The 23,882-nt window shown below is 63.6% G+C and carries 25 protein-coding genes; 5 read left to right on the plus strand and 20 right to left on the minus strand.

Annotated elements, in window-relative coordinates:
* Window positions 1-45: 45 nt before the first annotated feature.
* Both U5822_RS09415 and secB read left to right on the plus strand, forming a co-directional pair.
* The gene (locus U5822_RS09415; RefSeq protein WP_322855369.1) at window positions 46-462 is read left to right on the plus strand and encodes a rhodanese-like domain-containing protein; all 417 of its coding nucleotides are present in this window, start codon (window positions 46-48) and stop codon (window positions 460-462) included.
* A gap of 141 nt (window positions 463-603) precedes the next feature.
* Entirely contained in the window at window positions 604-1,107 is a 504-nt protein-coding gene (secB, locus tag U5822_RS09420) for a protein-export chaperone SecB (protein WP_322855370.1), read from the plus strand.
* Window positions 1,108-1,177: 70 nt separating this feature from the next.
* On the opposite strand, the gene trmL is transcribed toward secB, so the two are convergent.
* The 5 genes from trmL to traF form a co-directional block, all read right to left on the minus strand.
* Window positions 1,178-1,642 carry a tRNA (uridine(34)/cytosine(34)/5-carboxymethylaminomethyluridine(34)-2'-O)-methyltransferase TrmL gene (trmL, locus tag U5822_RS09425; RefSeq protein WP_322855371.1) on the minus strand — a complete coding sequence of 155 codons (465 nt, stop codon included), beginning with the start codon at window positions 1,640-1,642 and terminating at the stop codon, window positions 1,178-1,180.
* A gap of 5 nt (window positions 1,643-1,647) precedes the next feature.
* Window positions 1,648-2,826, minus strand: a complete 1,179-nt coding sequence (locus U5822_RS09430) for an acetyl-CoA C-acetyltransferase (RefSeq protein ID WP_322855372.1) — start codon at window positions 2,824-2,826, stop codon at window positions 1,648-1,650.
* A gap of 134 nt (window positions 2,827-2,960) precedes the next feature.
* Window positions 2,961-3,716 (minus strand): pteridine reductase, encoded by a 756-nt coding sequence (locus U5822_RS09435; protein ID WP_322855373.1) that lies wholly within the window; start codon window positions 3,714-3,716, stop codon window positions 2,961-2,963.
* A 9-nt stretch (window positions 3,717-3,725) separates the two neighbouring features.
* The gene (locus U5822_RS09440; protein ID WP_322855374.1) at window positions 3,726-4,844 is read right to left on the minus strand and encodes a tRNA nucleotidyltransferase/poly(A) polymerase-related protein; all 1,119 of its coding nucleotides are present in this window, start codon (window positions 4,842-4,844) and stop codon (window positions 3,726-3,728) included.
* 139 nt (window positions 4,845-4,983) lie between these two features.
* The gene (gene traF, locus U5822_RS09445; RefSeq protein WP_322855375.1) at window positions 4,984-6,234 is read right to left on the minus strand and encodes a conjugal transfer protein TraF; all 1,251 of its coding nucleotides are present in this window, start codon (window positions 6,232-6,234) and stop codon (window positions 4,984-4,986) included.
* Window positions 6,235-6,491: 257 nt separating this feature from the next.
* On the opposite strand from traF, the gene U5822_RS09450 reads away from it, so the two are divergent.
* Both U5822_RS09450 and U5822_RS09455 read left to right on the plus strand, forming a co-directional pair.
* Entirely contained in the window at window positions 6,492-7,019 is a 528-nt protein-coding gene (locus U5822_RS09450) for an LPP20 family lipoprotein (protein ID WP_322855376.1), read from the plus strand.
* A gap of 55 nt (window positions 7,020-7,074) precedes the next feature.
* Window positions 7,075-8,280 (plus strand): flagellar assembly protein T N-terminal domain-containing protein, encoded by a 1,206-nt coding sequence (locus U5822_RS09455; RefSeq protein ID WP_322855377.1) that lies wholly within the window; start codon window positions 7,075-7,077, stop codon window positions 8,278-8,280.
* Window positions 8,281-8,322: 42 nt separating this feature from the next.
* On the opposite strand, the gene U5822_RS09460 is transcribed toward U5822_RS09455, so the two are convergent.
* The 8 genes from U5822_RS09460 to U5822_RS09495 all read right to left on the minus strand — a co-directional run bounded on the left by U5822_RS09460 (window position 8,323) and on the right by U5822_RS09495 (window position 15,519).
* Window positions 8,323-8,781, minus strand: coding sequence for a SufE family protein (locus U5822_RS09460; protein WP_322855378.1), 459 nt, complete (start codon window positions 8,779-8,781; stop codon window positions 8,323-8,325).
* Window positions 8,781-9,323 (minus strand): putative Fe-S cluster assembly protein SufT, encoded by a 543-nt coding sequence (sufT, locus tag U5822_RS09465; RefSeq protein ID WP_322855379.1) that lies wholly within the window; start codon window positions 9,321-9,323, stop codon window positions 8,781-8,783. The genes U5822_RS09460 and sufT overlap by 1 nt, the downstream gene beginning before the upstream one ends.
* Window positions 9,324-9,375: 52 nt before the next feature.
* The gene (locus U5822_RS09470; RefSeq protein ID WP_322855380.1) at window positions 9,376-9,729 is read right to left on the minus strand and encodes a HesB/IscA family protein; all 354 of its coding nucleotides are present in this window, start codon (window positions 9,727-9,729) and stop codon (window positions 9,376-9,378) included.
* 13 nt (window positions 9,730-9,742) lie between these two features.
* Window positions 9,743-10,996 carry an aminotransferase class V-fold PLP-dependent enzyme gene (locus tag U5822_RS09475; RefSeq protein ID WP_322855381.1) on the minus strand — a complete coding sequence of 418 codons (1,254 nt, stop codon included), beginning with the start codon at window positions 10,994-10,996 and terminating at the stop codon, window positions 9,743-9,745.
* A gap of 6 nt (window positions 10,997-11,002) precedes the next feature.
* On the minus strand, window positions 11,003-12,289 hold the full coding sequence (gene sufD, locus U5822_RS09480) for a Fe-S cluster assembly protein SufD (protein WP_322855382.1): 1,287 nt from the start codon (window positions 12,287-12,289) through the stop codon (window positions 11,003-11,005).
* Between the two features lie 12 nt (window positions 12,290-12,301).
* Complete coding sequence (gene sufC / locus U5822_RS09485; RefSeq protein WP_322855383.1) at window positions 12,302-13,075, minus strand: Fe-S cluster assembly ATPase SufC; 774 nt, start codon at window positions 13,073-13,075, stop codon at window positions 12,302-12,304.
* Between the two features lie 210 nt (window positions 13,076-13,285).
* Window positions 13,286-14,734 carry a Fe-S cluster assembly protein SufB gene (gene sufB / locus U5822_RS09490; protein WP_322855384.1) on the minus strand — a complete coding sequence of 483 codons (1,449 nt, stop codon included), beginning with the start codon at window positions 14,732-14,734 and terminating at the stop codon, window positions 13,286-13,288.
* Window positions 14,735-15,072: 338 nt separating this feature from the next.
* Window positions 15,073-15,519, minus strand: a complete 447-nt coding sequence (locus U5822_RS09495) for a forkhead box protein (protein ID WP_322855385.1) — start codon at window positions 15,517-15,519, stop codon at window positions 15,073-15,075.
* Between the two features lie 230 nt (window positions 15,520-15,749).
* On the opposite strand from U5822_RS09495, the gene U5822_RS09500 reads away from it, so the two are divergent.
* Window positions 15,750-16,106: a helix-turn-helix transcriptional regulator gene (locus U5822_RS09500; protein WP_322855386.1), complete on the plus strand. Its 357-nt coding sequence runs from the start codon at window positions 15,750-15,752 to the stop codon at window positions 16,104-16,106.
* On the opposite strand, the gene fabB is transcribed toward U5822_RS09500, so the two are convergent.
* The 7 genes from fabB to U5822_RS09535 form a co-directional block, all read right to left on the minus strand.
* Window positions 16,093-17,304 (minus strand): beta-ketoacyl-ACP synthase I, encoded by a 1,212-nt coding sequence (fabB, locus tag U5822_RS09505; RefSeq protein WP_322855387.1) that lies wholly within the window; start codon window positions 17,302-17,304, stop codon window positions 16,093-16,095. The genes U5822_RS09500 and fabB overlap by 14 nt on opposite strands.
* An 11-nt stretch (window positions 17,305-17,315) precedes the next feature.
* Window positions 17,316-17,825, minus strand: a complete 510-nt coding sequence (gene fabA, locus U5822_RS09510; RefSeq protein WP_322855388.1) for a bifunctional 3-hydroxydecanoyl-ACP dehydratase/trans-2-decenoyl-ACP isomerase — start codon at window positions 17,823-17,825, stop codon at window positions 17,316-17,318.
* Between the two features lie 71 nt (window positions 17,826-17,896).
* A complete protein-coding gene (locus tag U5822_RS09515; RefSeq protein ID WP_322855389.1) occupies window positions 17,897-18,697 on the minus strand; it encodes an ABC transporter ATP-binding protein in 801 nt (266 codons plus the stop codon).
* A gap of 14 nt (window positions 18,698-18,711) precedes the next feature.
* Window positions 18,712-19,788, minus strand: a complete 1,077-nt coding sequence (locus U5822_RS09520) for a FecCD family ABC transporter permease (RefSeq protein WP_322855390.1) — start codon at window positions 19,786-19,788, stop codon at window positions 18,712-18,714.
* Window position 19,789: 1 nt separating this feature from the next.
* Window positions 19,790-20,794: a FecCD family ABC transporter permease gene (locus tag U5822_RS09525; RefSeq protein ID WP_322855391.1), complete on the minus strand. Its 1,005-nt coding sequence runs from the start codon at window positions 20,792-20,794 to the stop codon at window positions 19,790-19,792.
* On the minus strand, window positions 20,791-21,720 hold the full coding sequence (locus U5822_RS09530) for an ABC transporter substrate-binding protein (RefSeq protein WP_322855392.1): 930 nt from the start codon (window positions 21,718-21,720) through the stop codon (window positions 20,791-20,793). Before U5822_RS09530 ends, U5822_RS09525 begins: the two co-directional genes overlap by 4 nt.
* A gap of 2 nt (window positions 21,721-21,722) precedes the next feature.
* Window positions 21,723-23,822 (minus strand): TonB-dependent receptor family protein, encoded by a 2,100-nt coding sequence (locus U5822_RS09535; protein WP_322855393.1) that lies wholly within the window; start codon window positions 23,820-23,822, stop codon window positions 21,723-21,725.
* Window positions 23,823-23,882: the final 60 nt, after the last annotated feature.

The raw sequence follows: 23,882 nt of genomic DNA on the forward strand, positions 1-23,882 counted from the left end.
GCCCGGGTGTGTATAATCCGGCCAAACTATTTTTAGGGTATTTTCATGGACCGCTTGTTCGAATTCGTAGTCAATCATTACATCCTGGTGTCCCTGTTCGTGGCGTTTCTGCTGGCCATCCTGGTGCTGGAGTCCCGTCGGGGCGGTGCCAAGATCTCGGCCCAGGGCGCGGTCAGCCTGATCAACAAGGATGAGGCCGTGGTGGTCGATATCCGGGATCGCAAGGACTTTGGCGAAGGTCGCATCACCGGCTCGGTCAACATTCCCCTGAACAGCCTGAAAAGCCGTGCCAGCGAGCTGAACAAGTTCAAGGAAAAGCAGATCATCGTAGCCGACAAGATGGGCCAGCATTCGGCCATGGCGGTCAAACAGCTGAACGCCGAAGGCTTCGCCAACGTGGTCCGGTTGAATGGCGGCATCAGTGACTGGAAAGCCAGCAATCTGCCCCTGGTGAAAAAATAACGACCCGGGTCGTGCTTGATCCTGAGCGCAATCTGCCGCACTGTTTCACATTAGCCGGCGGAGCCACGCAGTACACTGTTCCGGCACAACACATCATGACAACGGGCTCCGAGCCCACGATCGAGAACGAAAGGACCGACCATGGCTGAGAATCAGCAAGCCGCAGCAGGCAGTGAAAACCAGAACCAACCCCAGTTTGCCCTTCAGCGCATCTATGTGAAGGACCTGTCTTTTGAATCGCCGAATTCTCCGCTGGTGTTCCAGGAGCAGTGGAAGCCCGAGGTGAACCTGGATCTGAACACCTCCCACAGCAAAGTCAGCGACAACCAGTACGAAGTGGTCCTGTCCCTGACCGTGACCGCGAAGGTGGGCGAGAAGGTCGCCTACATCGTGGAAATCCAGCAGGCGGGTGTGTTCCTGGTGCAGGGCATTGAAGGCGCGCAGCTTGGCCAGATGCTGGGTGCCTACTGCCCGACCATCCTCTTCCCCTACGCCCGTGAAGCCATCGACGGCGTGGTCGGCAAGGGCAGCTTCCCGGCCCTGATGCTGGCACCGGTCAACTTCGATGCCATCTACGCCCAGGCACTGAAGCGCAAGCAGGACGAGGCCGCCGGCGAAGCCAAGGAAGAGTCCCAGACTCACTGAGCCTTAGGCGCCCGACCTGAAACAAAAAAAACCGGCCTTGGCCGGTTTTTTTGTGCCTGTCATCCGGCCCTCAGACCGCGCCGTCGAAACCGAGCTGGCGCCAGGCCTCGTAGACCACCAGGGCGGCGGTGTTGGACAGGTTCAGGCTGCGGCTTTCCGGGCGCATGGGCACACGGAGCCGTTGCGCCGGAGGCAGGGCCTCCCGGATCTCGGCGGGCAGGCCCCGGGTCTCGGGGCCGAACATCAGGTAGTCGCCGGCCTCGAAAGCCACCTCGTGGTAAGGCTGACTGCCCTTGGTGGTCAGGCCGAACAGTCGTCGGGGCTGTTCGCTGGCGAGGAAGCTGGCGTAGTCCGGATGAACCTTGACGGTCGCGTACTCGCTGTAATCCAGCCCGGCCCGGCGCATCTGCTTGTCCTCCAGGGAAAACCCCAGGGGTTCAATCAGGTGCAGCTGGCAGCCGGTGTTGGCGCACAGCCGGATGATGTTGCCGGTGTTGGGCGGAATCTCCGGCTGGTACAGCACCACATTCAGCATGCCTCTCAGCGCTCAACCGCCAGGGCCACGCCCATGCCGCCGCCGATGCACAGGGTTGCCAGGCCCTTGTGGGCGTCACGGCGAACCATTTCGTGCAGCAGGGTCACCAGGATGCGGCAGCCGGAGGCGCCAATCGGGTGGCCCAGGGCAATGGCACCACCGTTGACATTGACCTTGGCGGTGTCCCAGCCCAGGTCGCGGTTGACCGAAATGGCCTGGGCGGCAAAGGCCTCGTTGGCCTCGATCAGGTCAAGGTCGTCGACGCTCCAGCCGGCCAGCTTCAGGCAGCGCTGGCTGGCCGGAATCGGACCGGTACCCATGATGGTCGGGTCCACGCCGGCGTTGGCGTGGGCCTTGATGGTGGCCAGCGGGGTCAGGCCCAGTTCCTTGGCCTTCTCGGCGCTGCACACCATGACCGCGGCGGCGCCGTCGTTCAGGGACGAGGCGTTGCCCGCGGTGACGGTGCCGTCCTTCTTGAAAGCCGGGCGCAGCTTGGCCAGCCCCTCGCCGGTGACGCCGCCCCGAGGGCCTTCGTCCTGGTCGACCACCAGCGGGTCGCCTTTGCGCTGGGGGATGGTGATCGGAACGATCTGGCCGGCAAAGTGGCCGGCTTCCCGAGCGGCGACGGCTTTCTGCTGAGACGCGGCGGCAAAGGCATCCTGTTCGTCCCGGCTGATGCCGTATTTCTCGACGATGTTCTCGGCGGTAATGCCCATGTGGTAATCGTTGAAGGCGTCCCACAGGCCGTCGGTGATCATGGTGTCGATCATGGACCAGTTGCCCATGCGCTGGCCGTTACGGCTGTTGGGCAGGACGTGGGGAGCCTGACTCATGCTTTCCTGGCCGCCGGCAATCATCAGCTCGGCGTCGCCGCAGCGGATCGCCTGGACCGCCATATGCACCGCCTTGAGGCCGGAACCGCACACCTTGTTGATGGTCATGGCCGGTACCGAGGCGGGCAGGCCGGCGTTGATGGCCGACTGGCGCGCTGGATTCTGGCCGCAGCCGGCGGCCAGGACCTGGCCCAGCACCACTTCGTTGACCTGGTCGCCGGCCACGCCGGTGTCTTCCAGCAGGGCCTTGATGACGGCGCTGCCGAGCTGGTCGGCACGCAGGCTGGACAGGCCTCCGCCAAAGGTTCCGATGGCAGTTCGCTTGGCTGCAACTATGACGACATCACGCATGGGGGTTCTCCGGTTTAACAGGGCGCGGATCCGGTGAGGGTCGGCGCGGGCAGAATGGAAATCTGAAGCATTGTATCCGGAAAGCACCGGCGCGCCAAAGCGGCCCGCCGGCGTCGGCGCGGGCGGCTTTGGGGCTAGATGCCGAGGCTGCGGCCGCCGTCCACGGGCAGGATCTGGCCGGTGATGAAGGGCGCGTCGCACATCAGAAAGGCAATGGTTCGGGCGATGTCGTCCGGGGTGCCGGTGCGGGCCAGCGGAGTCTTGTCGAGGATGGCCTGCTGGTACTCGGGAGCCATGCCCGCCATCCCGGGTTCGGCTTCGGGCCACAGGATGGCGCCGGGGGAGACCCCATTGACCCGGATGGCCGGGGCCAGATCCCTGGCCCAGGACCGGGTCAGTGCCGCCAGGCCGGCCTTGCTGGCGCAGTACAGCGGGTGGTCGGCCAGGGGGTGGTCGCTGTAGATGTCGATCAGGTTGACGACGCTGCCGCCGCCGGCCCGCAGCGCCGGCAGGCAGGCCTGCAGCAGGAAGAAGGGCGCGCGCAGGTTGGTGTGCATGATGCGGTCCCAGTCGTCGGCCGTCGCCTCGTCCGTCGGGTTCGGGTAGAACACCGAGGCATTGTTGACCAGCCCGTCGAGTCGTCCCCACTGGCTGATGGCGGCATCCGCCAGCGCCCGTACCTGTGCGGTGTCGGTGAGGTCTGCCTGGACGATCCGCGCTGAGTCGACGCGGGTCTGGTTCAGGTCGGCGGCCAGGGTCTCGGCCTGGTCCTGTCGGCTGCGGTAATGAATGACCAGGTTCCAGCCTCGGGCGTGCAGGGTCTGTGCGGTGCGGGCGCCCAGGCGATGGGCGGCGCCGGTCACCAGGGCAACGGGGCAAGTGTCGGTCATGATGGGGCCTCAGGTTGTGGGGCTGGAGAGCACCTGCGCGATGCGTCGCAGGCGCTCCTGGCGAATGGCCTCACCCAGGGCCTTGCCCTTGAAACCCTGGGCCAGCAGGGTCCGGGGTTCGACGCCGGCGGCGGCCTGGGCGGCCCGCTCGATCGAGGCAATTGCGCCCTGGCGGTTCTGGGGCAGGGCGCAGGCCAGGACCACCAGCAGGTCGGCGAATCGTTCCGGGCGCCGCCACAGGTCGGCGGCATCGAACAGGGCCATCAACTGGTCGGCGTCCAGGGTGTTGGCGCTGTCGGCCACCGCCGGCAGCAGCTCGGCAGTCAGGCGGGCCAGATTCTTGCTGTCATTGGGCGCCTTCAGGGCCTCTGCCCGCTGTTCACACGCGGGGCGGGGCAGGGGCGACATGAGCGCGGCGAAGCGCTGTTCGGTGCTGCCCTGACGCTGGTGGATGTGGCGCAGCGCCGACAGGGCGGCGGCAAAGTGCTCGTCGGGCACTAGCTCCGGTATCAGTGCGGCCAGGGCGCCGCAGTCCCGGAGTACCTCGAAAAAGGCGCCCGGCTCCCGCTCGTGCAGGGCGCGCTGGATTTCCTGCCAGACCCGCTCGGCCACCAGGTGGCCCACCTCACCGTCGGCCACCATGGTCTGCATCAGCGCCCGGGTTTCGTCACACACCCGAAAGCCCAGGGGCTGGAAGCGGGCGGCAAACCGGGCCGTGCGCAGGATCCGCAGGGGGTCTTCGGCAAAGGCCTCGGAGACATGGCGCAGCAGGCGCCGCTCCAGGTCGGTGCGGCCCTGGAACGGGTCGACGATGTCGCCCTGTTCGTCCCGGGCCATGGCATTGATGGTCAGGTCCCGGCGCTTGAGATCGTCTTCCAGGGTGACGTCGGGGGCGCTGTACACGGTGAAGCCGTGATAACCGCGGCCCTGCTTGCGCTCGGTCCGGGCCAAGGCATATTCCTCCCGGGTCTTCGGGTGCAGGAACACCGGGAAGTCGGCGCCCACCTGCTTGAAGCCCTGTTGCAGCATGTCGTCGGGCGTGGCGCCGACCACCACCCAGTCCCGGTCCTTGACCTCGAGACCCAGCAGTTCGTCGCGCACCGCGCCACCGACCAGATAGATTTGCATGACCCGGTTATCGCCTTTGAACAAAGTGTTTCCGGGATTATCCGGTTCCGTCGGGGTGCTGGCAAATGGCGGCGCTGCGGGTACAAAAAAGAGCCCGGCCGGACAGTGCCGGGCGGGCCCTGCTTGGCCGGGGCCGGGGTTAGAAGGCGGTGCCCAGTTCCAGGGAGGCGCCGACGTCGGCGTCGCTGAACAGGGCGCCCAGATCCACCCGCAGGCCAAGCAGGTTCAGGCCCAGACCCGCGGTGTACTGGGTCTTTTCCTCGATGCCGTCGTTGTCCTCGTTGCTGGCCAGGTTGTGGCGAATCCCGGCACGCAGCTGGACGTAGCGCAGGGCGTCCAGTTCCGCGCCCAGGGCCAGCCACTGGGTATCATCCTCGTAACCGAAGGCTTCTTTCTTGGTCAGGTCCAGGTCGGCGGTCAGCACGTGGTAATCGCCCCGGTGGGCAATGCCGGCGGTGACCATCGGGTCGAGCTTGAGCGTGCGCTCTTGCTCAAAGGCCGGGTTGCTCTGGGCCGAGTCCAGCTCCATCGGAATCAGGTTCTTGACCACAATGGCGGTGGTCCATTCCCGGTCCTCGCCAAAATCGTAGGCGGCGCCCAGGTCCAGGTTGAACCCGTTTTTCTCGGTCCGGTACTGGTCGTTGTCGAAGTCGTCGTCTTCAAAGCCGGACACGGTCTCGGTGTACTGGAAGGTTTGCAGCTTCACGAACTTGGGCGAAAGGCCCAGGTTCAGGGTGTTGTCGTCAGCGAGCGGGATGGCACGGGCGAAGCCGATGCCGACCTCGGTGACGGCGGACGCCAGGATCTTGCCTCGGGATTCCAGGCTGTCGCGGAAGTCAGCTGGTAAGGCGCCGGCTTCGATGGCGGCCAGGCGGGCGTCGTCGTCCTCGTCGTACTCGCCACGGGCCGTCGCGGTCAGGTTGGCGTTGGCGAACACGCCGGCGGACAACCCCGGAGACGGGAACGCCAGGGCCAGACCGAGGCCCAGGTTGGCGCGCACGGTGTCACTGTCGAAGGCCTGGAGTTGCTCCCGTAGCCGGCCGGCGCCGTCTTGGGCGTCACCGGAATTGGCCTGGTTAATGGCGCGTTCGACGTCGTCGATGGTGTCCTGGATGTCGTCAATCTGGTCGCCGGTGTCTTCTTCGTCGGCCACCCGGGCGTTGACCGAGGGCAGCATCAGGCCCAGATCGTCGGACCAGCTGTGATGGCGGCTGGCCATCAGCGCCGGATTCTTGGCCACCGCGTCCGCCGGATGGGCCGCCGCAACACCGGTGCCGGCCATGGCGAAGGAGCGGGCAGACAGGAAGTGCTGGGGGCTCGCCAGGGCCGAGGTGGTGGCGACGGACAGGCCAATGGCCAGGTACAGTCGGGAAAGGCGCGTGTTGTGCATCGAAAACGATCCTGTTGGCAGTTCCGGTAGGGTTGTTATGAACTTTATGTAAGCTGAAGATTAGTGCAGATCCCGGACAGGAACATGACCGAAGCGGTAACGGTTTGTTTTCAATGTGTAAGTGGGGGCAGTTTCTTGCCGCCCCCGGTGGCGGCAATCGTGCGTCAGGCAAGCTTTATTCCGCTATTCAGGCGCTTAGAAAACCTGGCGTGAATCTTTCATGGGGAAGGGGAAATGATGTTTCCGGAGAACCAATCATGAATTTTCGCTGGGTCGCCATGCCCCTACTTGCCATGATGCTGGCCGCCTGTGCGGCGCACCAGGGCCAGGACACGCAGGAAGACGCGCCGGAGCCGATCATCGTACGGGTCAGTGGCTTTGGCACCTACGAGGACGTCGCTGTCGACCGGAACAACCCACGCAAGCGCCTGCTGGCGCGGCGGGCATCGCAGCTGGATGCCTACCGGAACCTGGCCGAGCGGGTCTATGGCACGGTGATTTTTGGCAGCTCTACGGTCAACGACTTCGTGCTGCGCAATGACATGTTCCGGGCCTATGTCGACAGCTACATCCGCGGCGCCGAAAAGCTGGCGGTTACCGAACATAGGGATGGCGTCATCGAGACCGTGCTGGAGCTCAAGCTGGAACCCCAGTTCCAGGCGTGTGCGGCGGAGGTGGCCGATGAGCTGGTGCGGGACAAGTGCCCGATCCCCATGCCGCTCGGCAACGATCGCATCGGCGATGTCCAGAGCCGGAGCGCAGACTCCCTGTATTACCTGAATTGACGGCAATGACCCGCCACAGTGACTGTACGGTATCGACGCGATGGGATTTTCTTTCATGCTAGCTAGACGCATTCTGCTGGTGCTTTTAACGGCGTTGGCCGGCACTGCCCAGGCCCTGGTGATGGAGGGGGTCGGGCACGGCACCATTCACAACGAGGACATCGCCGCCGCCCGCACCGAGGCGCGCCAGGCCGCGCTCCGGGATCTGGCGCTGCGCTATGAGGCGCGGGTGAGCACCCGGGAAACCGTGAAGAACGGGGTCATCACCGAGTCCCACACCCAGGTCGAGACCACCGGCCAGGCCCGTAACATCCGGGTTGTCGACGAACAGCGTCGGGGCAACCTGCTCCGGCTGACCGTGCAGGCCGAGATGGTCGAGCGTGCCAAGGGGGCCGCCAGTTGCGGGGCCGGCGAGGCGTCCCGGCTCAGAAAGCGGGTGGCGATCACCGGGTTCCCGGTGCTCTATCCGGATCAGGCCCAGTTCGGTCGCATCGACGACGCCGGCGAGATCTTGCCGCAACAACTGCAGGCCCGGTTGCGTGAGGGAGGTCGGCTGCAGGTATTCGGCGCCACCACCAACAGCCTGTTCAGCGACCTGCTCAACGCGCCCACCGCGCAGCGGGGCGACAATCGCTTGACCAACGTCCTGCAGGTGGCCCGGGAACTGGGCGTGCAGTTTGTGGTGACCGGCGTGATCCGGGATCTGGGGGTGGCTGATCCCTCGGCCTGGGGCACCTCGGTGCTGGACCGGATGCAGCGGGGTCTCGGGACCGCGGACCAGAACCGCCGGTTCGCCATGGACCTGATGGTGTACGACGGTTTCAGTGGATCCCCGGTATTCCAGCAGCGTTTCGCGACCACGGCCAAGTGGGACGCCGATCCGGGCGCCGCCGACGGTTTCGGCTCCGGCGGCTTCCAGAACACGGCCTACGGCCAGGCGGTGGATGGTCTGATCGGAGAGATGGTCGACGCCGTCAATGGCGCACTCGCATGCCAGCCCTTCATGACCCGGATTACCCGGGTGGATGGCAACCGGGTCACGCTCGAGTCCGGCGCCACCGCGGGCCTGCGGCCCGGGGATGAACTGCACCTGTACCGCAGTGCCCGCTATTTCGATTCCCTGGCGGGGACCCCCGAGCTCACCGATGCAGGCCTGGCGGTAACTCTGAACAACGTGCATCCGGATTTCAGCAACGGACGCATGGGCTCGGTTGGCGCCCAGGTCAATATTCAGCGGGATGATATCGCCATCATCTGGTGATGGCCGCGCCGGTCGGCGCGGGAAGGGCAGGGCGGCTAGCGGTCAGGCCGCCTCGGCCGCCGCGATGTCGCGGATCTTGCCGACCATGGCGCGCAGGCCGTTGCCGCGGGTCGGAGAAATGTGGCGGAACAGGTCCAGGCTCTCGAACAGCTCATCGATGTCGGTGGTGAGCAGGTCCCGGGGCGTCTTGCCATTCAGCGCCACCAGAATGATGGCGGCCAGGCCCCGGACGATCATCGCGTCGGAGTCGATCATCAGGTAGAGCTTGCCGTTGTCCTCGTCGTAGTGATGGATCAGCCACACCTGGCTCTGGCAGCCATGCACGTAATTCTCTTCCACCCGGGCGTCATCGGGAAAGCTGGGCAGCTGCTTGCCCAGGTCGATGATGTAGGCGTAGCGCTCTTCCCAGTCGTCCAGGAATTCGAAGGCGTCGGTGACGTCCTCCAGCTTGGTCTCGGAACCGAGCGGGTTGTTCTTGAAGTCCTGTTCGGTGGCGGTCATTACAGCATCCCCAGTTCGAGCTTGGCTTCGTCGGTGAGCATGTCGTTGCTCCAGGGCGGATCGAAGGTCAGGTCGACCGTGACCTTGTCGACGTTGGGCACGTGCTCGACCTTGCGCTGGACGTCCTCGCAGATGACCGGGCCCATGCCGCAGCCGGCGGCAGTCAGGGTCATCTTGATGTACACGTGGTTACCCTGGTCGGAGCCGTTTTCGATCTTGCACTCGTAGATCAGGCCGAGATCGACCACGTTCACCGGGATTTCCGGGTCGTAACAGTTGCGCAGGGCTTCCCACACCTGGTTCTCGTTGACCGAGCCGTCCTCAGGGGTGTCGAAGCTGCTCTCCAGCGGCTGCTTGCCCAGGGCATCGGCGTCGTGGCCTTCAATGCGGGCGAGGTTGCCGTTCACGGCGACGGTGAAGGTGCCGCCCAGAGACTGTGTGATGGTCACAAAGGTATCCGCCGGGATCATGATCTCGGTGCCGGCGGGTACGAGGCGGGCTTCCACCTCGCGTTTGGTCAGGACCACTTCCCGTTCTTGCATGCCCAGACTGGCCTCGCTGTGTCGGTTGGTTGCCGGGGGCGCTCAGCCCAATTCAGGCAACGGTGAAACTTTCTCCGCAGCCACACTCGGCGGTGGCGTTGGGATTGCGGAACTGGAACAGGGAGTTCACACCCTCGGTCACGAAATCGATCTCGATGCCGTTGACCAGGGGCAGGTGCTCCTCTTTGACGTAGACGTCCACCCCGTCGATGTGGAAGACACGGTCATCCTCAGCGGCGGTTTCCACCCACTGGGTCTCGTACTTGAACCCGGAACAGCCACTCTTCTTGATGGCGAGCCGAATGCCCTTGGCCTCCGGCTTCTTGTCCAGTTGCTTGCGTACGTGCTTGACCGCACTGGCCGTCATGGTGACGGCAACGCTCGGGGTGAAGACTTCGGCTGTCATGATTCCACCTCCATCAGGCAAACAGGCGCTGGATCTTCTGCAGGGCGGCAAACAATTGCTCGACCTCGTCCAGCGTATTGTAAAACGCAAAGGAGGCCCGGGCAGTACCGGGAACTCCATAGAAATCCATCAGCGGCATGGCGCAGTGGTGGCCGGTCCGAATGGCAATACCCTGCTGGTCCAGCAGGGTACCAATATCACTGGGGTGCAGACCGGCAATTTTAAAGGACATGACCGGTACTTTTTGGCTGGCGGTACCGATGATCTCCATGCCCGGCACTGTCTCAACCAGCTGGTTGGCCCGCTCCAGCAAGGCCTTCTCCGCGGCTTCCATCGCCCGACGGTCCTGGCCGTTCAGGTAGTCGATGGCGGCGCCCAGGCCAACGGCCTCGGCCACCGCCGGGGTGCCGGCCTCAAACTTGTAGGGCAGGGTGTTCCAGGTGGTGCGCTCGAACGAGACCCGTTCGATCATCTCGCCGCCGCCCTGGTACGGGGGCATGTCTTCCAGCAGCTCGGCCTTGCCATAGAGCACGCCAATGCCGGTCGGGCCAAACAGCTTGTGGGAAGAGAAGGCGTAGAAATCGCAGCCCAGGGCCTGCACATCGGGCTGGTAATGGGGCACCGCCTGGGCGCCATCCACCAGGGTCAGCGCGCCGCGGGCCTTGGCCTGGTCGATCAGCTCCTTGACCGGGTTAACCGTGCCCAGCACGTTGGAGACGTGGGTGATCGCGAAGATCTTGGTGCGCTCGTTCAGCAGGCTGTGGAACGAGTCCAGGTCCAATTCACCTTCCGGCGTGACCTGAATCGGCACCACCTTGGCTCCGGTGCGCTCGGCAATCATCTGCCAGGGCACGATGTTGGCGTGGTGTTCCATCCGGCTGACCAGGATCTCGTCGCCCGGCTGCAGGCGGCCGGCCAGGCCATTGGCCACCAGGTTGATGGCCTCGGTGGTGCCGCGGGTCCAGACGATTTCCCGGGTGCTGTCTGCGTTCAGGAACGCGCGCACGGTCTCCCGGGCACCTTCAAAGGCGGCCGTGGCCCGGTCGCCCAGGGTGTGGGCGCCGCGGTGTACGTTCGAGTGCATTTCCCGGTAATACCGATCCATGGCGTCCAGCACGGCAATGGGCTTCTGGGCCGAGGCGCCATTGTCCAGATAGACCAGCGGCTTCCCGTTCACCTGCTGCGACAGTATCGGGAAGTCCCGACGGACGGCGTCGACATCGAACGCCGGTGCTTGGGCTGCGTTGGCCACGGACAGATCGGTCATAACCGGTTATGCCTCCTCAAAGGTCTGGTCAAAGAACTGGTTGAGCCGGGTCTGGGCGGTCTCGCGGACGGCCTCGACCGGGATCTGCTCCACCAGCTCGTTAATGAAGGCCATGGTCAGCAGTACGTTCGCTTCCCGGCGGCCAATCCCCCTGGAAACCAGATAGAACAGGGAGGTTTCGTCCAACTGGCCGATGGTAGCGCCGTGGGCGCACTTCACGTCATCGGCGTAGATCTCCAATTCGGGCTTGGTGTCGATCTCTGCACCGTTAGACAGCAAAAGGTTCTTGTTATTCATATCCGCGTTGGACTTCTGGGCGTCCTGGTGGATATGAATACGGCCATTGAACACCGCGTGGGACTGATCCGCCGCAATGTTGCGATAGGTTTCTTCGCTGTTGCAGTGGGCCGCCACGTGCTCAATGGTGGTGTGGTTGTCGTAGTGCTGTTTGCCCTGGGTAACCACCACGCCATTGAGCTTGCACTCGGCGCCTTCGCCTTCCAGACGCACCTGCAGGTCGTGCCGACGCAGCGGGCCGCCAAAGCCTACGCTGTGGCTCTCGAACCTGGAGCTGCGCTGCTGGCGCACGCCGGTGGCGCCAATGTGCTGGACGTTGTCGCCCTCCATGTTCAGGCGAATGCTGGTGACCTGGGCACCGTCGGCCAGGGCGAATTCGGTCACGGTGTTGACCATCACCGACTCCGACCCGCTGGAGATGTATTCCTCCACCAGGGTGATCTGGCTGTGCCGGCCGGCGTCGACGTAGATGCGCGGGAACGCGGAGCCGCTGGCGTCGGCGGTCACCTCGTGCACGATGAATAGTGGCTGGTCGAGCACCGCGTCCGGCTTCAGGCGGATCAGCAGGCCGTCTTCGAAGCGGGCCGAGTTCAGGCGCGCCATCTGCACGGCGTTGTTGTCCAGGGTGTTGTCCAGGCGATCGGCCAGGTCGGCAGCCTCATCGTTGTCCAGATCGTCGAAGCTCTGGATGCTGATGCCGTCCAGATCCGGGTATTCGCTGGCTTCCGGAATCATCACGCCGTTCAGGAACACCACCTTGTAACCCGGCACCGCCAGGCTGCTGCCGGTCTTGCCTTCGGCCGGCAGGGAGATGGCCATGTCGTCGGTCAGCTTCAGGTACTTGCTGGAGTACTTCCAGTTTTCGGTCTTGCGGGTCGGCAAGGGCATGTCGACCAGAGCCGAGCCCCGCTGTTTGCGCAGCGCCACCAGCGGCTCCGGCAGGGAATGGCCAACCGGATGCAGAAACGCGCTGGACAGAGTAGGTGCTGGTTTCATTCCGCGAGCTCCTTAGTTGGCTGAACTGTCGGCAGTTTCTTCGTCCTTGATGCCCAACCAGCCATAGCCGCGCTCTTCCAGTTCCAGGGCCAGTTCGCGGCCGCCGGACTTGATGATCTTGCCACCGGCCAGGACGTGAACATAGTCCGGCACGATGTGGTTAAGCAGCCGCTGGTAGTGGGTCACCATCAGGATGGCGCGGTCCTCGGAACGCAGGGCGTTGACGCCGTCGGACACCACTTTCAGGGCGTCGATGTCCAGGCCGGAGTCGGTCTCGTCCAGGATCGCCAGCTTGGGCTGCAGCAGCAGGGCCTGCAGGATCTCGTTCCGCTTTTTCTCGCCACCGGAGAAACCCTCGTTCACGCCCCGCTTCAGGAAGGACGGGTCCAGGTCGACCTGCTTGGACACTTCCTTGGCCAGCTTCATGAACTCGGCCGCGTTCATTTCTGGCTCACCCTTGTGGGCGCGCATGGCGTTTACTGCAGTGCGCAGGAACTGCAGGTTGCTGACGCCAGGGATTTCCACCGGGTACTGGAACGCCAGGAAGATGCCTTCCCGGGCCCGCTCTTCGGTTTCCAGGTCCAGCAGGTTTTCGCCATTCAGGGTGACTTCGCCGCTGGTGACTTCAAATGCTTCGTTGCCCGCCAGCACCTGGGACAGGGTACTCTTGCCGGAGCCGTTCGGGCCCATGATGGCGTGAACTTCCCCGGGTTTGATTTCCAGGTTAATGCCTTTGAGGATCTCTTTGTCCTCAACGGATGCGTGCAGGTTTTTGATGCTCAGCATTTGTAGGCTTCTCTCTGTATTCTGAAATTCAGTATGTGCTTCAACTAGTTGTGTGTGCCCGTCGAAGTTCTGGGTCAGTGAGTGGTGGCGCTTTTCGGGATCGTCAACATCATGGATGATGTTGTCGAGCGTACAGGGACGTATTTACAGCGAATCCCGAAAAGCGCCACCGCTCGCTGGCCTTCGCCGAGGCCAGCGGGGCATGGCTGTTTAACCCACCGAGCCTTCGAGGCTCACTTCAAGCAACTTGCCGGCCTCGACCGCGAACTCCATCGGCAGCTCCTTGAACACTTCCTTGCAGAAGCCGTTCACGATCATTGACACCGCCTGTTCCGGGTCGATACCACGCTGACGGCACAGGAACATCTGCTCGTCGCTGACCTTGGAGGTGGTGGCCTCGTGTTCCACGATCGCGGACTTGTTCTTGCTCTCGATGTACGGGAAGGTGTGGGCGCCGCAGCGGTCACCGATCAGCAGGGAGTCGCACTGGGTGAAGTTCCGGGCGTTCTGGGCACCGGGGCCGAACTTGACCAGGCCGCGGTAGGCGTTGGAGCTCTTGCCCGCAGAAATGCCCTTGGAGATGATCGTGCTGGAGGTGTTCTTGCCCAGGTGGATCATCTTGGTGCCGGTGTCGGCCTGCTGGAAATTGTTGGTCAGGGCGACGGAGTAGAATTCACCCACGCTGTTGTCGCCCCGCAGCACGCAGCTCGGGTACTTCCAGGTGACCGCGGACCCGGTTTCGACCTGGGTCCAGGAAATCTTGGAGTTCTTGCCGATGCAGGCGCCACGTTTGGTGACGAAGTTAAAGATACCGCCTTTGCCTTCTTCGTCGCCCGGATACCAGTTCTGCACAGTGGAGTATTTGATCTGGGCGTCGTCCAGGGCCACCAGCTCAACCACGGCGGCGTGCAGCTGGTTTTCGTCGCGCATCGGCGCGGTACAGCCCTCGAGGTAGCTCACGTAGCTGCCCTCGTCGGCGATGATCAGGGTACGCTCGAACTGGCCGGTGTTGGCGGCGTTGATGCGGAAGTAGGTGGACAGCTCCATCGGGCAGCGCACGCCTTTGGGCACGTACACAAAGGTGCCGTCGGAGAACACCGCCGAATTCAGGCCGGCGAAGAAATTGTCGCCGTGAGGAACCACAGTGCCCAGGTATTTCTGGACCAGCTCCGGGTAGTCGCGGATGGCTTCGGAAATGGAGCAGAAGATAACCCCGGCCTTGGCCAGCGGCTCCTTGAAGGTGGTGGCCACGGACACGGAGTCAAACACCGCGTCGACCGCTACCCCGGCCAGCTTTTCCCGCTCGTGCAGGGGAATGCCGAGCTTTTCGTAGGTCTTCAGCAGCTCCGGATCCACCTCGTCCAGGCTCTGGGGCATGTCTTCCTTGCGCTTGGGCGCGGAATAGTAGGAGATGGAGTTGTAGTCTATCTTCGGATAGCCGACGTGCGCCCAGTTCGGCTCCTCCATTTCGAGCCAGCGACGGTAGGCTTTCAGGCGCCATTCCAGCATCCATTCCGGCTCTTTCTTGATACCGGACAGGCGGGCGATTACGTCTTCATTCAGGCCGGGTTCGAACGTGTCGGCTTCGATGTCGGTCACGAAACCGTGCTCGTATTCCCGTTTGATCAGCTCGTTCACCTCTTTATCGGTGGTCGCCATGATCGTCGCTCCGTATTCTCTCATCACGGGCCGCGTGGCCCTTGGTGTGCCGACAGCCTGTGTGGTCTGGCTGGCGGGCGGATGTCATCAGTTTGGGTGCCGCGATGGTCGCTCACTCCGTGAGTACGCCCCGCAGTCGGTTTTTGGATGACGGGTTGTGGTGGCCGGTGGCTGTTGAATAACGGAAAAACCGGCGCAACCCGTTGCTTCTGGCGAGCGATTATACAATACCAGACTAAATTAGTCAGGTATTAAATTGTGCGTGTCGCGATTATACCGTAATCGGGGCGCAGGGCACCAAGGCCGCCTGTCGAACGGGTCGGTCCTACGACTAATCGCTACTCGGGCGGGCGGAACAGCCTGTCCAGATCGGTGGAGTGGCGCACCTCCACCAGTTTCCAGCCGTTGCCATCGGGCTGGTAGTAGGTGAAGTGCCAGGCAATGGCGTCGGCCTCGAATTTCTGCAGCCAGGTCTCCCGCGTGAAATCGTTGGCGATCACCTCCACGTTTACCCGCGAGCTGCCCACCGCGTCGCCCAGGCTCTGATTGACTTGCTGGAAATAGGTGGCCGCCTCCCGAACCGCAAGGTCGTACACCTCGGGCTCGATGCCGAGGTAGGGGCGCATGCTGTTGTAGGCCGCCGCTACCCGGCCGCTGGCTATCATGTCCATGAACGCGCCCGTCTGCTGGCGCACCAGGTCCCGATTGGCAAGCGTCTCGGCAAACAGTGGGGTGCTGATAAACATCAGCCAGATCAGGAACGTGCGGCGTCTGAATCGGCCCATGAGATGACTCTCCCTGGAGGTGGTGGGCGGCGGCCTACTTCCTGTGTGGCCGTCTTTCAGAGCTTAGCCCAGTTCCCGGAGCGCGGCAGGGCAACCGGGTGCAACCTTATTGCAATGGAGAGGTCCTAGGCTCACGGGTGGCTAAAAGGTCTAATTGATTATTTTCGGCTTACGCGTGTACGCTGGATCTGGTCTGATTGGGCCAACGCGAATTTGAGGAGGAGTATGGCATGGCAGCAGAGCCCCTGAAGCCGGATGCCGCGCGACCGACATTGAGCGCACGGGTAAGTTTGCTGATCCGCGGTCAGCTGGCTCGAGGCCGGGTGGGAGTCGAAGCAGTGGCATCCCAGTTACACATGAGTCGCTACACGCTGCACAAGAAACTGCGGCAGGAGGGGCTGACCTTCGCCCGCTTGCTGGAGCAGGTCCGCCGGGAGCAGGCCTTGACCTACCTGAAGGATGGCACCAAGCCGCTGGTGGAAATTGCCGAGCAGCTTGGTTTTTCCGAACTGAGCGCATTTAGCCGGGCGTTCAAACGCTGGATGGGAACGTCACCGGCTGAATACCGCTCGGTCACATTTTCTTGAACACCAGGGTGGCGTTGGTGCCACCAAAGCCAAAGCTGTTGCTCATCACCAGATCCAGATTCTGGTTGTCCATACGCTCCCGGACAATCGGGTAGCCTTCGGCGCCTTCATCCAGGTTCTGGATGTTCGCGGACGGTGCAATGAAACCTTCCCGCTGCATGATCAGGCTGTAGATGGCCTCGTGCACACCCGCCGCGCCCAGGGCGTGACCGCACAGGGGCTTGGTGGAGCTGACCGGTGGGATCTTGTCGCCGAAGGTTTCCTTCAGGGCCTTGAGTTCGGTGACGTCCCCGGCCGGTGTACTGGTGCCGTGGGTATTGATGTAGCTGATCTCGCCGTCGAGGCCCTTCATGGCTTGCTGCATGCAGCGAACCGCGCCCTCACCGCTGGGTGCCACCATGTCGGCACCGTCGGAGGTGGCGCCGAAGCCCACCAGTTCCGCCAGAATGGTCGCGCCGCGCGCTTCAGCGTGCTCCAGCGATTCCAGGATCAGGGTGCCGCCACCGCCGGAGATGACAAAGCCGTCGCGGTCGGCATCGTAGGTGCGTGAGGCCAGTTCCGGGGTCTCGTTGTACTTGGTGGACAGGGCGCCCATGGCGTCGAACAGCAGGCTCAGGCTCCAGTGGATGTCCTCGCCGCCGCCGGCCAGCATGATCTCCTGGCGACCCAGGGCAATCAGATCGGCGGCGTGGCCGATGGCGTGGGCGCTGGTGGCGCAGGCCGAGGTGATGCCGTAGTTGACCCCGGTAATGCCGAAGGCAGTGGCGATGGACGCGTTGATGGCGCTGCCCATGGTGCGCGGGACCCGGTAGGGGCCGACCCGGCGAATGCCTTTTTCCCGGTGGGTGTCGATGGCATCCAGCAGTTCCACCGTGGACGCACCGCCGGTACCGAAGATGGCGCCCGTGGTGTTGGCACGGATGTGCTCGTCGGTCAGGCCGGCCTGTTCGATGGCTTCCTTGGCCGCCAGATAGGCGTAACCGGAGGCCGGACACATGAAGCGGAACAGTTTGCGGTCGATCAGTTCCGACAGGTTCAGGTTGATCTGGCCGCAGACGTGGCTGCGCAGCCCGTTGTCCCGCGCTTCTTCGCTGAAGCCAATGCCGGAGCGGGAGTCCCGCAGGGACTGGGTGACTTCTTTCTGGTTGGTGCCCAGGCTGGAGACAATCCCCATGCCGGTAATTACAACGCGACGCATCGTGTTAACTCCTAAAAATCATCGGTGGAGGAGAACATGCCGACCCGCAGGTCTTTGGCGGTGTAGATCTCCCGCCCATCCACTTCCATGCTGCCATCGGCAATGGCCATGGTCAGTTTGCGATTGATCAGTCTCTTGATGTCCAGCCGGTAGGTCACTTTCTTTGCCGTGGGCAGTACCTGGCCGAAGAACTTCACCTCGCCAGCGCCCAGGGCGCGGCCCTTGCCTTCGCCACCGTTCCAGGCCAGGAAGAAGCCCACCAGCTGCCACATGGCGTCGAGCCCCAGGCAGCCCGGCATGACCGGATCGTCGACAAAGTGAACCTTGAAGAACCACAGATCGGGGTTGATATCCAGCTCGGCCACCAGGCTGCCCTTGCCGTAGGCGCCGTCGTCGAGCGCAACGTGGGTGATGCGGTCGACCATCAGCATTTCATCAATGGGCAGGCGCATGGAACCGGGGAAGAGCTTGCCATGCCCGCATTTGATCAGGTCTTCTTTTTCAAAATGATCTGGGTACATAGTGCCAGTGTCTCTGTTACAGAATGATTTCCTTTAACTGTAGCGCGGATCTGGCAATGATCTATTGACCTTTAGTGGATGATTTCCGCCGAGGTGGAATCGGAGGTGGACGCTTCCGAGCAGAAAGGACGCCCGTTCTGTCCGACAGAGACTTTGGTGCGGACCCGGAACACGGCGTCGATCAAACCCTCGGTAATGACCTGCTCCGGTGTGCCGACGGCCTGGAGCGCGCCGCCTGCCAGAATGGCGATTCGGTCGGCGAACTGTGCGGCCTGGTTGAGGTCGTGCAGGGACATGACCACGCTCAACCCGTGCTCGCGATTCAAGGTCCTCAGCAATTCCAGAACCTCAAGCTGGTAGCCCCAATCCAGAAAGGTGGTGGGCTCATCCAGCAGCAGAATGTCGGTGTCCTGGGCCAGGGCCATCGCAATCCAGGCCCGTTGCTGCTGCCCGCCGGACAGGGACAGAACCGGGCGGTCGGCCAGCTCCAGTACGCCCGTCATTGCCATGGCTTCCGCTGTCGCCTGGTCGTCCCTGGACTGGTTGCGCTGCCACCATTGCCGATGGGGGAATCGGCCCAGAGCGACCAGATCCCGGACCCTGATGCCCTCCGGCACGATCGGCTTTTGTGGCAGCATCGCCAGCCGAAGCGCCAGCTGGCGGCGGTTCCAGCTCGCCACGGGACGGTTATCCAGGTAGACCTGGCCAGACCGGGGTGGCAGCAAGCCGGCCAAACTCTTGAGCAAGGTGCTCTTTCCCGAACCATTGGGGCCGAGCAGGCAGGTAATTTCGCCCGTCGGTACGGTCAGGGAGACATCCTTTACCGCGAGCTTGTCGTCGTAGGCCAGGCAGAGATGCTCGGTTCGCAGCATGATGGAGTCCGGTCTCAGGGTTGTCGGGATAGCAGGTATAGAAAAAAGGGCACGCCGAGAATGGCAGAGATCACGCCCACGGGCACCTCGTAGGGGGCAAACAGGGTTCTGCCGACGGTATCTGCAGCAATGGCCAGGATAGCGCCAAGTAAGATACAGAGAGCCAGTTGAAGCGCAAGGCTGGTTCCTGCCAGCCGCCGGCTGATGTGTGGAATCAGCAGACCGATAAAACCAACGGGGCCAACGATGCCGACGGCGCTGGCTGCCAACAGCGTGGCGGTCAGAAGCGCCAGTCCCCGCCATCGATTTAGACGCAGCCCCAGGGATCGGGCTTGCTGGTCATCGAGCTGCATCACCATTAGCGGGCGCAGCAGCAGGGCAACGCCGACCAGTCCGGCCAGGGTCCAGGGTAGCAGGGTTTGGAGGTGCGACCAGTGCGTGCCGTACAGCGAGCCGGCCAGCCACTGCGCCACCAGCTCGGTGTGGGCGTGCCCCCAAAAAGCCAGGGCGCCGGTAGTCACGGCGTGAAGCATGCCGGCGACCACGGCGCCCGTCAGGGTCATCTTCACGGGTGACAAAGTACCTTGGCGCAAGCCGAGCAGGTACACCAGGGTCGCCGTTACGAGCCCGCCCAGCATGGCGAAGGCGGGCAAGTACTCAAGCGCCACTGTCGAGGTGAGGTACGGGTTATCGCTGGCGACCAGCCAGTCTCCGATGATAAAAACGGTCACGGCCACGAGGCTGGCACCGGCCGAAATCCCCAGGATGCCGGGCTCCGCCAGGGGGTTACGACTCAGCAATTGCAGCAACCAGCCAGACAGCGCGAAGTGAATGCCGATCAGCGCGCCAACCAGGGTGCGGGGCAGTCTCAGGTCCAGAATGACCCGTTCGGCATGTTGTGAGCCTTCGCCTGTCAGCGCCGCCCAGATTTGAGGCCAGGTCACCGGCACGGCGCCGGACTGGACTGCGCCCAGAGCCACAAGCGCCAGGCCCAGAACGCCGAGGATGACCAGTGCAGGCCCGTAGACCCAAACCTGCGGGGCAGAGCGATGGCGGGCTGCTGGGGCGGTCGGCGAAACCGATTGTGTCACGTCAAGTGCTCCGGGATGGGGTTCGGGAGTTCAGCAGATAGATCAGCCAGGGCGCGCCGATCAGCGCGGTGAGCATGCCCACCGGCAATTCCTGGGGCAGTGCCAGCTGTCGCGCGAGAATGTCGGCGGCCAACAGCAGCAGGCCGCCGAGCAGGGCGCTCAGCGGGAGCCAGTATTGGGGCTGGGCGGCAAGCAGTCGCCTGGCAATGTGAGGGGCCACCAGGCCAATGAACACGATGGGGCCTGTGAACGCGACCAGAGAGGCCGTCAATACCAGAGCCAGGATCATAAAAATGGCGCGCCAACGGGCCACCGACAGCCCCATGGCTAAGGCGAGTTCGTCGTCCAGCTGCAGCAGCCGGAACGGTCTGGGCATGGCCAGCAACGTCAGCAGCGGTAGCAGAAGCCAGGGCGCCAACATGTGCAGCTGATGCCAGCCGCGCCCCATCAGGCTGCCGGCCAGCCAGTGATAGAGCTCTGCCGCTTCCGACCCGGACACCAGGAGGATGGCCGTGGTGAGCGCCGTGGCCATCGAGGTGACTGCAATGCCGGCCAGGACGACTCGATCAGGCCGCATCTGTCGGTGGCCGGCCACGGCAAAGGTCAGTGCGCCGCCAATCAGGCCGCCGGCGAGCGCGATCATGGGAAGCCAAACGGCGTTCGGCGTGCCGAAGGTGCGCATGGCCACGGTGGCCAGGGCGGCCGACGCGATTACCCCGGTAAGTCCGGGTGACGCCAACTGATTTCGGGTGACCCCCTGCATGACGGCCCCCGCCAGCCCGAGGGCAGCGCCGCCAAGCAGGCCGATCAGGTTACGGGGCAGGCGCAGTTCGGTCACCGTGATGGTGGTCAGAAGATCGCTGGTGCCCGCCAGCACGGTGGCCAGGGCTCCGGGCGAGACCCAGCGGGAGCCCGCCATTAATCCCAGAAGAAACAGCAGCCCCAGGGCCAGCGACAACAGGCCAAACACCGCCGGCGGGCGGAGTGAGTGTAAGGGCTCTGTCATCGCGCTGACTCAGCCGCGGGTCCGGTCAGCAGCAGTCGTTGAATGTCGTCCAGAATCCGCTCACGGGCGATGGGGCCGGCGCCCTCCTTCCAGTAGTGGGGCACCTCATACACCCGGTCGGTCCGCACCGCGGTCAGGTAGGGCCAGATTGGGTTCAGGGTGAATGCCCGCTCGCGGCTGGTGGGCAGCAGCAGGATGACATCGGGGTCGAGCGCCAGCAGCGCCTCAAGGCTGATCCGATAGCCCAGGGGAATGCCGCTGGCGGGATTGGGGGGAGTCCCGCCGACGTGCTCGAAGTGCAACCGCTCCAGCAGTGCCGTGGGCAGGAAATGATCGTAATACAGAAACGGTGTCTCGCTGCCGCTGGTCAGCAGGGCGATAGAGGGGCGTGTGGTATCGGGCGTTCGCGCCGCCAGGGTCTGGATTCGGGTCCGAAAGCTGCGATTCAGTTCGGCGGCCTGGTTGCTCGCCCCCAGGGCCTGCCCCACCAGGTCCACGGCCCGGGTGCTGTCGTCGATGGTGATCAGGTCGAGGGCCAGCAGGGGCGCAATCCCGTTGATCTGCTGACGATCCTTTTCGGTGTATCGACGGATGCCGATGACCAGATCCGGTTGGATCGACGACATGACCTCCAGATTGGGCTGGTGGCGGGGTCCAAGGATAGGGACGCCGGCCAGTCGGGATGCCAGGTAGTCCGGCACCCCTTCAACCCCATAGTCGGTGATGGCCGCGGGCGTGCGCCCGAGGGCGAGCGCCGCGTCGGCACCGAAAGTGGATATGGCGGCCGGACGAGTGGCCGGCTCGGACAACCGCAGGCTAGCCCCGCGGTCGTCCGTCAGCTCGATGGCGCCGTCATCCGACCAGCCTGGCGTTGGAGCCAGCAGGATCACAAGCAGGATCCGGGTAATGCGTTTGCCAAGGCTCATCATCAGAAGTCGAGCTGCGCCTCGAGGATGAAGCTGCGACCCGGCTGAGGTACCCGCCCAACCGGACTGACGTCCACTCCGCGGAAGTAGTAGTCCTCATCGAGCAGGTTGTTGACCGCCAGGCCGAGGTTCAGCACGCGATCCCCGCCCACGGCGAAGTCGCGCCCGACGCGGGTGTTGACCAGGTGGTAATGCGGCAGCTTGCCGGCACTGCCATTGTCGGTTTCCTGCTCGGTGTTGTCGGCATCGCTGTAGCTGGAGCTGACGTAGATCCAGTTCAGGCTCGCGTCCCAGCGCTGGTAGCTGTAAGTGGTATCGGCGCTCACCTTGTGGTTGGGCGCGTTCGGCAGTTCATTGCCCTCGTTGGCGCCGGAACGCTGTTCGGTATCCAGGTAGGTGTACCCCAGACCAAACGTCCAGTGGTTGTTCAGGCGCCATTGATTGCTCAGTTCAATGCCCTGGTGGCGGGTCTCACCCAGGTTTTCGAACCGGCTGGACGACCGGTTGAACTGGATCTGGTCGTCGTAGTCGATGCGGAACAAGGTCGCCGAGGTCAGCAGGTCCGGGGTGGCCTGCAGGCGGGCTCCCAGCTCGTGGTTCCAAGCGGTTTCGTTGGCCACCGCGCCTTCGCGGGTGGTCTGGGCAATCTGAACCGGCACCAGCGAACGTTGGCTGTTGGCAAACAGGAACAGATCACGGCTGGCCTGGTAGCCCAGGGTCAGGCCCGGCAGCAGTTCCTCTGCATTGTTTTCCTCGGTGTTGCCGCTGAGGTTGTCGCGGAAGTCCATGTCCACATCCTCGTACCGCAGCCCCGGCGTTACGGTCAGGCGGTCATCCAGGAAGGACATGGTGTCGCTGACGTAGAGCGCCACAGCGCGCGTGTCCAGGTGCCAATCCCGGGCCTCGGAGCGCGAGTTGTCCGACAGGTCGCGGCGGTTAACGTCGAACTCAACGTCTTCGCTGACGAACCGGGTGCCCACGGTAATGTCGTGGCGGCCATGCCGGAAGGCAATTTTGGGTTCGGTGCCAAACACCGTGAACAGGCGCGGTGAGTCGGCGACGTGGGTGGAGTCACGGCCCGGATCGGCCCAATGGCCGTCGCCACTCAGGTTCTGGCCGAAGTAGAAGGTGCGGTCGGCATCGTGAACGAAGTTGCGCCAGCTGAACTCAACGTCGTTGGTGGGCGTGTAGGTCCAGGTGACATTGGCCCGGGTCATGTCGGCCTCATACCCGTCGTAAGGCCGCTGGCTCTGGGTGCGGTCCTGCTCGTAGGCGCTCGGTGTTAGTGCGCCGGGCAGTTCCGCGTCCACCCGATAATACTGCAGCTGGGAGGCCAGCTCGTGCTGGTCATTCAGATAGTAGCGGGCATCCAGGATCAGGTTATCGACCTTGGTGTCCGAATGCTCACGAAAACCATCGCCGCGCTGCACATTCGCCTGGAATTGCAGGTCAAGGTTTTTGGTAGCTGGCCCACCGACCCGGTAATAGGTGTCGGTCAGCACGTTGCCCGTCTCTTCGGCAATGGTGACCCTTTCCCGGAGCGTTTGGGAGAGCGTGCCGGGAATGGGCTTGGTGACAAAGTTCACCACCCCGCCCACGTTGTTGGGGCCGTAGTGGACGGCGGCACCACCGCGCACGATATCAACCACCTCAAGACTCGGCAGGGTGACCGGGAACAGCGACACGCCCACGTTGCTGTACGGACCAATGGCGATGGGGTAACCGTCCATCAGGATCTGCAGGCGCTCACTTCGCAGCGGATTCAAGCCGCGAACGCCGATGTTCGGCAGGATTCCCGTGCCGGTTTCATCCAGCACCACCAGGCCGGGGACCGGCCGCAGGGCGTCTTCGAGGTTGAGCGCGCCGCGCGCCTGCAATTCCTCTTCCTCGACGACCGTGCGGGCACCGGTGTAGGTCTTCTCCGATTCCTTGGTGGGCGGCCCGAGCCAGTCCGCGGTCACCTTCAGTCCGGGCAGCAGGGTGGGCGTCTTCGCGTCCTGCGCCAGGGCGGAGGACGCTCCGCCAGCGAGAAAGGGAAGCAGCGCAATGGCCGCCGACAACGGGTGGCGCTTTAGAGGGGGGCAAACTACCGAATTTAGCATGGGGTTCTCCAGCTTGTTCTTAATTTTAGTGCGCATTGTACTGATAATAATTCGCATTAC

The sequence above is a fragment of the Marinobacter qingdaonensis genome (genome assembly GCF_034555935.1).
GTDB classification, from domain to species: domain Bacteria; phylum Pseudomonadota; class Gammaproteobacteria; order Pseudomonadales; family Oleiphilaceae; genus Marinobacter; species Marinobacter qingdaonensis.

Excerpts from the sequence above, each read along its gene's own strand:
- U5822_RS09415 (WP_322855369.1), top strand. The coding sequence starts at position 46 with ATGGACCGCTTGTTCGAATTCGTAGTCAATCATTACATCCTGGTGTCC.
- secB (WP_322855370.1), top strand. The coding sequence starts at position 604 with ATGGCTGAGAATCAGCAAGCCGCAGCAGGCAGTGAAAACCAGAACCAA.
- trmL (WP_322855371.1), bottom strand. The coding sequence starts at position 1,642 with ATGCTGAATGTGGTGCTGTACCAGCCGGAGATTCCGCCCAACACCGGC.
- U5822_RS09430 (WP_322855372.1), bottom strand. The coding sequence starts at position 2,826 with ATGCGTGATGTCGTCATAGTTGCAGCCAAGCGAACTGCCATCGGAACC.
- U5822_RS09435 (WP_322855373.1), bottom strand. The coding sequence starts at position 3,716 with ATGACCGACACTTGCCCCGTTGCCCTGGTGACCGGCGCCGCCCATCGC.
- U5822_RS09440 (WP_322855374.1), bottom strand. The coding sequence starts at position 4,844 with ATGCAAATCTATCTGGTCGGTGGCGCGGTGCGCGACGAACTGCTGGGT.
- traF (WP_322855375.1), bottom strand. The coding sequence starts at position 6,234 with ATGCACAACACGCGCCTTTCCCGACTGTACCTGGCCATTGGCCTGTCC.
- U5822_RS09450 (WP_322855376.1), top strand. The coding sequence starts at position 6,492 with ATGAATTTTCGCTGGGTCGCCATGCCCCTACTTGCCATGATGCTGGCC.
- U5822_RS09455 (WP_322855377.1), top strand. The coding sequence starts at position 7,075 with ATGCTAGCTAGACGCATTCTGCTGGTGCTTTTAACGGCGTTGGCCGGC.
- U5822_RS09460 (WP_322855378.1), bottom strand. The coding sequence starts at position 8,781 with ATGACCGCCACCGAACAGGACTTCAAGAACAACCCGCTCGGTTCCGAG.
- sufT (WP_322855379.1), bottom strand. The coding sequence starts at position 9,323 with ATGCAAGAACGGGAAGTGGTCCTGACCAAACGCGAGGTGGAAGCCCGC.
- U5822_RS09470 (WP_322855380.1), bottom strand. The coding sequence starts at position 9,729 with ATGACAGCCGAAGTCTTCACCCCGAGCGTTGCCGTCACCATGACGGCC.
- U5822_RS09475 (WP_322855381.1), bottom strand. The coding sequence starts at position 10,996 with ATGACCGATCTGTCCGTGGCCAACGCAGCCCAAGCACCGGCGTTCGAT.
- sufD (WP_322855382.1), bottom strand. The coding sequence starts at position 12,289 with ATGAAACCAGCACCTACTCTGTCCAGCGCGTTTCTGCATCCGGTTGGC.
- sufC (WP_322855383.1), bottom strand. The coding sequence starts at position 13,075 with ATGCTGAGCATCAAAAACCTGCACGCATCCGTTGAGGACAAAGAGATC.
- sufB (WP_322855384.1), bottom strand. The coding sequence starts at position 14,734 with ATGGCGACCACCGATAAAGAGGTGAACGAGCTGATCAAACGGGAATAC.
- U5822_RS09495 (WP_322855385.1), bottom strand. The coding sequence starts at position 15,519 with ATGGGCCGATTCAGACGCCGCACGTTCCTGATCTGGCTGATGTTTATC.
- U5822_RS09500 (WP_322855386.1), top strand. The coding sequence starts at position 15,750 with ATGGCAGCAGAGCCCCTGAAGCCGGATGCCGCGCGACCGACATTGAGC.
- fabB (WP_322855387.1), bottom strand. The coding sequence starts at position 17,304 with ATGCGTCGCGTTGTAATTACCGGCATGGGGATTGTCTCCAGCCTGGGC.
- fabA (WP_322855388.1), bottom strand. The coding sequence starts at position 17,825 with ATGTACCCAGATCATTTTGAAAAAGAAGACCTGATCAAATGCGGGCAT.
- U5822_RS09515 (WP_322855389.1), bottom strand. The coding sequence starts at position 18,697 with ATGCTGCGAACCGAGCATCTCTGCCTGGCCTACGACGACAAGCTCGCG.
- U5822_RS09525 (WP_322855391.1), bottom strand. The coding sequence starts at position 20,794 with ATGACAGAGCCCTTACACTCACTCCGCCCGCCGGCGGTGTTTGGCCTG.
- U5822_RS09530 (WP_322855392.1), bottom strand. The coding sequence starts at position 21,720 with ATGAGCCTTGGCAAACGCATTACCCGGATCCTGCTTGTGATCCTGCTG.
- U5822_RS09535 (WP_322855393.1), bottom strand. The coding sequence starts at position 23,822 with ATGCTAAATTCGGTAGTTTGCCCCCCTCTAAAGCGCCACCCGTTGTCG.